The sequence below is a fragment of the Mesorhizobium sp. M4A.F.Ca.ET.090.04.2.1 genome, from assembly GCF_003999085.1.
GTDB lineage: Bacteria > Pseudomonadota > Alphaproteobacteria > Rhizobiales > Rhizobiaceae > Mesorhizobium.
The window spans coordinates 1-4,587 of sequence record NZ_RZOT01000504.1 but is presented as its reverse complement, the minus strand read 5'-3'; the positions used below and the strand labels follow the sequence as shown (position 1 = coordinate 4,587).

General features: G+C 64.6%; 5 protein-coding genes. All 5 read right to left on the bottom strand.

The genetic code is table 11. The features are described from left to right. On the bottom strand, positions 1-470 hold a 470-nt coding region (locus EN781_RS26700; RefSeq protein WP_189347879.1), incomplete at its 3' end, for a glycosyltransferase. Between the two features lies 1 nt (position 471). Beyond that, on the bottom strand, positions 472-1,623 hold the full coding sequence (gene ftsW / locus EN781_RS26695) for a putative lipid II flippase FtsW (RefSeq protein ID WP_126053897.1): 1,152 nt from the start codon (positions 1,621-1,623) through the stop codon (positions 472-474). Then, positions 1,623-3,023, bottom strand: coding sequence for a UDP-N-acetylmuramoyl-L-alanine--D-glutamate ligase (murD, locus tag EN781_RS26690; protein ID WP_126053896.1), 1,401 nt, complete (start codon positions 3,021-3,023; stop codon positions 1,623-1,625). The genes ftsW and murD overlap by 1 nt, the downstream gene beginning before the upstream one ends. Positions 3,024-3,031: 8 nt before the next feature. Next, positions 3,032-4,114 (bottom strand): phospho-N-acetylmuramoyl-pentapeptide-transferase, encoded by a 1,083-nt coding sequence (gene mraY, locus EN781_RS26685; protein ID WP_126053895.1) that lies wholly within the window; start codon positions 4,112-4,114, stop codon positions 3,032-3,034. Positions 4,115-4,140: 26 nt separating this feature from the next. Beyond that, positions 4,141-4,587, bottom strand: a 447-nt coding sequence (locus tag EN781_RS26680) for a cyanophycin synthetase (protein WP_281034397.1), incomplete at its 5' end; no start/stop codon positions are given.

Genomic DNA, 4,587 nt, shown 5'->3' with positions numbered 1-4,587 from the left:
GTCTTGGCGCCGGCAGCACTTTCGTCCTCCGGCAGGAAACCGCCGGCGATGGCGTCGACGCGGCCGGCCAGCGCCCTGTTGGCGCGGCCCATCACCGCGTTCTGCTCATGGATCAGCGACGGCACCCTGCGCCGTGTCGCGGCATAGAGCGGCGGCAATGTCGGATAACCGCCAAAGCCGACGACGGCTTCCGGCTTGATCCTGGCGATGATCTTCGAGGCCTGCCGCACACCGCGCCAGATCGTCCAGAAGGCCGACAGCACCGCCAGCGGATTCTTCGAGCCAAGCGTCGCCGACTGGATCGGATGGATGTTGACAGCCGGGAACTGGCCGGAATAGCGCTCGGCGCGATGGTCGGTGGCCAGATGCACCTTCCAGCCGCGCTCATTGAGCTCATGTGCCAGCGCTTCGGCCGGGAAGAGATGTCCGCCCGTGCCGCCCGCCGCCAGAAGGATCACACCCCGCGACATATCACTCCGCCGGCATGGCGCGCTGCGGGAAGGAAAAACCCATCTGCTTGCGCTTCTCGGGCCGCCTGCGCGTCAAGGCCAGCACCATGCCCATCGAGATGGCGATGGCGATCTGCGAGGAGCCGCCATAGGAGATGAACGGCAGCGTCATGCCCTTGGCCGGCATCAGTTGCAGGTTGACGCACATGTTGATGGCCGACTGCAGGCCAAACACCGTGACCAGACCGCCAACGGCATAGCGCGCGAAGTCGTCGTGTTCCTTGAGCGCGGTGTTGAGGCCGCGCAGCACGATGAAGGCGAAGATCGACATAATGAAGAAGCACATCACCAGCCCGAACTCCTCGCCGGCGACCGAGAAGACGAAGTCGGCATGACTGTCGGGGATGACCCGCTTGACCGTGCCCTCGCCCGGGCCGACGCCGAACCAGTGGCCATTGATCAACGCCTCGCGCCCCATGTCGACCTGGAAGGTGTCGCCCTCGCCGGTCAGGAACTTGTCGATGCGGGCGGCGACGTGTGGAAACACGGTATAGGCGGCGAACAGGCCGCTGACGCCGGTGACGCCGAGCGCGATGATCCACAGCCACGGCAGGCCCGCCATGAAGAACATGACCCCCCACGTGCCGGTCACCAGCATGGTCTGGCCAAGGTCGGGCTGGGCGACGAGAAGCGAGACGACCAGAACCAGGAGCAGCAGGGCAAACAGATTGCCGGGAATGTCGGGCTGGCGCTTGTGCTCGGCGAAGAGCCATGCGCAAACGATGACGAAGGCCGGCTTCAGGAACTCCGACGGCTGGATGGAGAGGCCAGCAAGCGATACCCAGCGCCGCGCGCCTTTGACCTCGACGCCGACATAGAGCACCGCCACCATCAGCACCAGCATGGTGCACAGGATCACCAGCGCCATGCGCCGTATCTGCCGCGATTCCAGGAAGGAGACGGCGAGCATCACGCCGAGCGCCGGCACGGTGAAGATGATCTGCCTGGTGGCGAAGTGGAAGCTGTCTAGGCCGATGCGTTCGGCCACCGCCGGGCTCGCCGCGAAGGAGAGCACGATGCCCAGACCCATCAGCGACAGGAATGCCGCCAGGAACCAGCGATCGATCGTCCACCACCAGGTGGCTACCGGACTTTTGTCGAGACGGCTTTGCATTAACGTGCCCCTCCGATGGGTTTCACGCCATCTATAGCGCTCGCAGCTTGCCTGAAGGCTTCGCCGCGCACTTCGAAATTCTTGAATTGGTCGAAACTGGCGCAGGCGGGCGACAGCAGCACGACCGCCTCGCCGCCATCGTCATTGGCGGCGTCGCGCGCGGCATGCTCGACAGCCGCCGCCAGCGTACCGGAGATCTCGTAGGGCACCGCCTCGCCCAGCGTCGCCGACAAGGCGGGTGCCGCCTCGCCGATCAGATAGGCCTTGGCGATGCGCGGGAAGAAGCCGCGCAGCGGCTCGATGCCGCCTTCCTTGGGCAGGCCGCCGGCGATCCAGTAGATGCGGTTGAAGCTGGACAGGGCTGGAGCCGCCGCATCGGCATTGGTCGCCTTGGAATCGTTGACGAAGAGCACATGGCCCTTGCGGCCGACCTGCTCCATGCGATGCGCCAGGCCCGGAAAGCTTTCCAGCCCCGCCTGGATCTCGCCGAGGTCCAGCCCGACCTTGAGACAGGCGGCGACCGCGGCCAGTGCGTTCTGCGCATTGTGCTGGCCGCGTAGCGAGCCGATACCTTCCAGGAAGGCGACACGACTGTAACGGCCATGCACGGCTTCCATCAGGTTGCTGCCATCGGCGAAGTAGCCGTCGGTCAGCGGCAGGCGCTTGGAAATGCGGATGACCGGCCTGCCGGCGCGCTCCAGCCGGTCGGCGATCTGCGCGCACCAGGAATCGTCAACGCCGACGATTGCCGTCTCGCTACCGGCCACCAGCCGCTCCTTGATCGAGGCGTAGTGCGCCATGGTGCCGTGGCGGTCGAGATGATCGGGTGTCAGGTTGAGCAGGATGCCGGCCGTCGGATTGATCGAGGGCGCGAGGTCGATCTGGTAGGAGGAGCATTCGACGACGTAGTGGCGTCGCTCTTCCGGTGGATCGAGCGTCATGATGGCGCGGCCGATATTGCCACCCATCTGCGTGTCGCGCGCCGCCGATTTCAGGATATGCGCGGTCAGCGCCGTGGTCGTTGATTTGCCGTTGGTGCCGGTAATGGCGATGAAGGGAGCCGTCGGCGCCCGCAGGATCCGCTCGCGGCAGAACAGCTCGATATCGCCGATGACCTCGACGCCGGCGCCCCGCGCGAGTTCCACCGTCCAGTGAGGCTTCGGATGCGTCAGCGGCACGCCGGGCGACAGCACGAAGGCGGAGAAGCGCGACCAGTCGGCACCGTGCAGGTCGCCCGTCGCGATCCCGGCGGCGGCGGCCTTGGTGACGCTATCCGGATTGTCGTCCCAGGCAAGGATGTCGGCCCCGCCGGCGATCAGCGCATGCGCGGTCGCGATCCCCGAACCGCCGAGCCCGAAGAGCGAAACGCGCTTGCCTGAAAAGGATGAGGCGGGGATCAAGCGGCGGCCTATCTGAGCTTGAGGGTCGACAGGCCGACCAGCGCCAGGATCACCGCGATGATCCAGAAGCGGATCACCACCTGGCTTTCGGTCCAGCCGAGCTTTTCGAAATGATGATGGATCGGCGCCATCAGGAATACGCGCTTGCCGGTCATCTTGAAGTAGCCGACCTGGATGATGACCGACAGGATCTCGACCACGAACAGGCCGCCGACGATAACCAGCACAATCTCGTGCTTGGTCGCGACCGCGACCGTGCCGATCAGGCCGCCCATCGCCAACGAGCCGGTGTCGCCCATGAAGATGGCGGCCGGCGGCGCGTTGAACCACAGGAAGCCGAGGCCGGCGCCGATCACCGCGCCAAGCACCACCGCCAGTTCGCCGGTGCCGGGAACGAAGTGGATCTGCAGATATTCGGCGAACACGGCGTTGCCGGAAAGATAGGCGATAACGCCGAAGGATGCGGCCGCGATCATGATCGGCACGATCGCCAAGCCGTCGAGGCCGTCGGTCAGGTTCACCGCGTTGCCGGCGCCGACGATGACGAAGCAGGAGAACGGCACGAAGAACCAGCCGAGGTTGATGATAAATTCCTTGGCGAAGGGAAAGGTCAGCGACGAGGAGAACGGCGCCTGACCGTTATGCATGATCACCCAGGCGGCGATGCAGGCGATGACGAATTCGATCGCCAGCCGCGCCTTGCCGGAAAAGCCGAGATGCGACTGTTTGGTCACCTTCAGATAGTCGTCATAGAAGCCGATCGAGCCGAAGCCGATGGTCACCAGCAGAACCACCCAGACATAGATACTGGAGAGGTTCGCCCACAGCAGCGACGAGCCGATGATGCCGGAAAGGATCATCAGCCCGCCCATGGTCGGCGTGCCAGCCTTCTTGAAATGTGTCTGCGGGCCATCGGCGCGGATCGGCTGACCCTTGCCTTGCCGCAGCCTCAGCGAATTGATGATGGTCGGCCCGAATATGAAGACGATCAGCGCCGAAGTGATCAACGCCCCGCCGGTGCGGAAGGTGATGTAGCGGAAGACGTTGAAGACAGAGATCTTGTCCGCAAAATCGACGAGCAATGTGAACATGAAATTCCGTCCCCCGGACCTGACCCCTAGGTCTGTTCAATGGTTGCGGCTTGCGCCGGAAATTTGCCGAGCAACGCCTCGACCAGCTTTGAAAATCCAATGCCTTTCGACGACTTGACCATGACCACGTCGCCAGGCCGCACCGCGGACAGCAACAGCGGCTTCAACTCCTCGGCGCCGGCGCGGTACTCGGTATTGACGTCGCTGGGCAGTATTTCGGCGAGCGCCCGCATTTCGGGGCCGCCGAGAAAGACGGTTTGCGTGCCCGTGCCGATAATCAGCTCGGCAAGCGCTGCATGCAGCTTCGCCGAATGGCTGCCGAGCTCCAGCATGTCGCCGAGCACCGCGATGCGCCTGCCCTCGCCCGACACCGGCGTGGCGTTGAGCAGCGCCATGGCCGCCGCCATCGACGCCGGATTGGCGTTGTAGCTCTCGTCGATCAGTGTGATCGGCCCCTTTGGATGGCGCAGTAT

Bases quoted from the DNA above. Each gene is read 5' to 3' on its own strand.
- ftsW (WP_126053897.1), bottom strand. From the start codon at position 1,623: ATGCAAAGCCGTCTCGACAAAAGTCCGGTAGCCACCTGGTGGTGGACG.
- mraY (WP_126053895.1), bottom strand. From the start codon at position 4,114: ATGTTCACATTGCTCGTCGATTTTGCGGACAAGATCTCTGTCTTCAAC.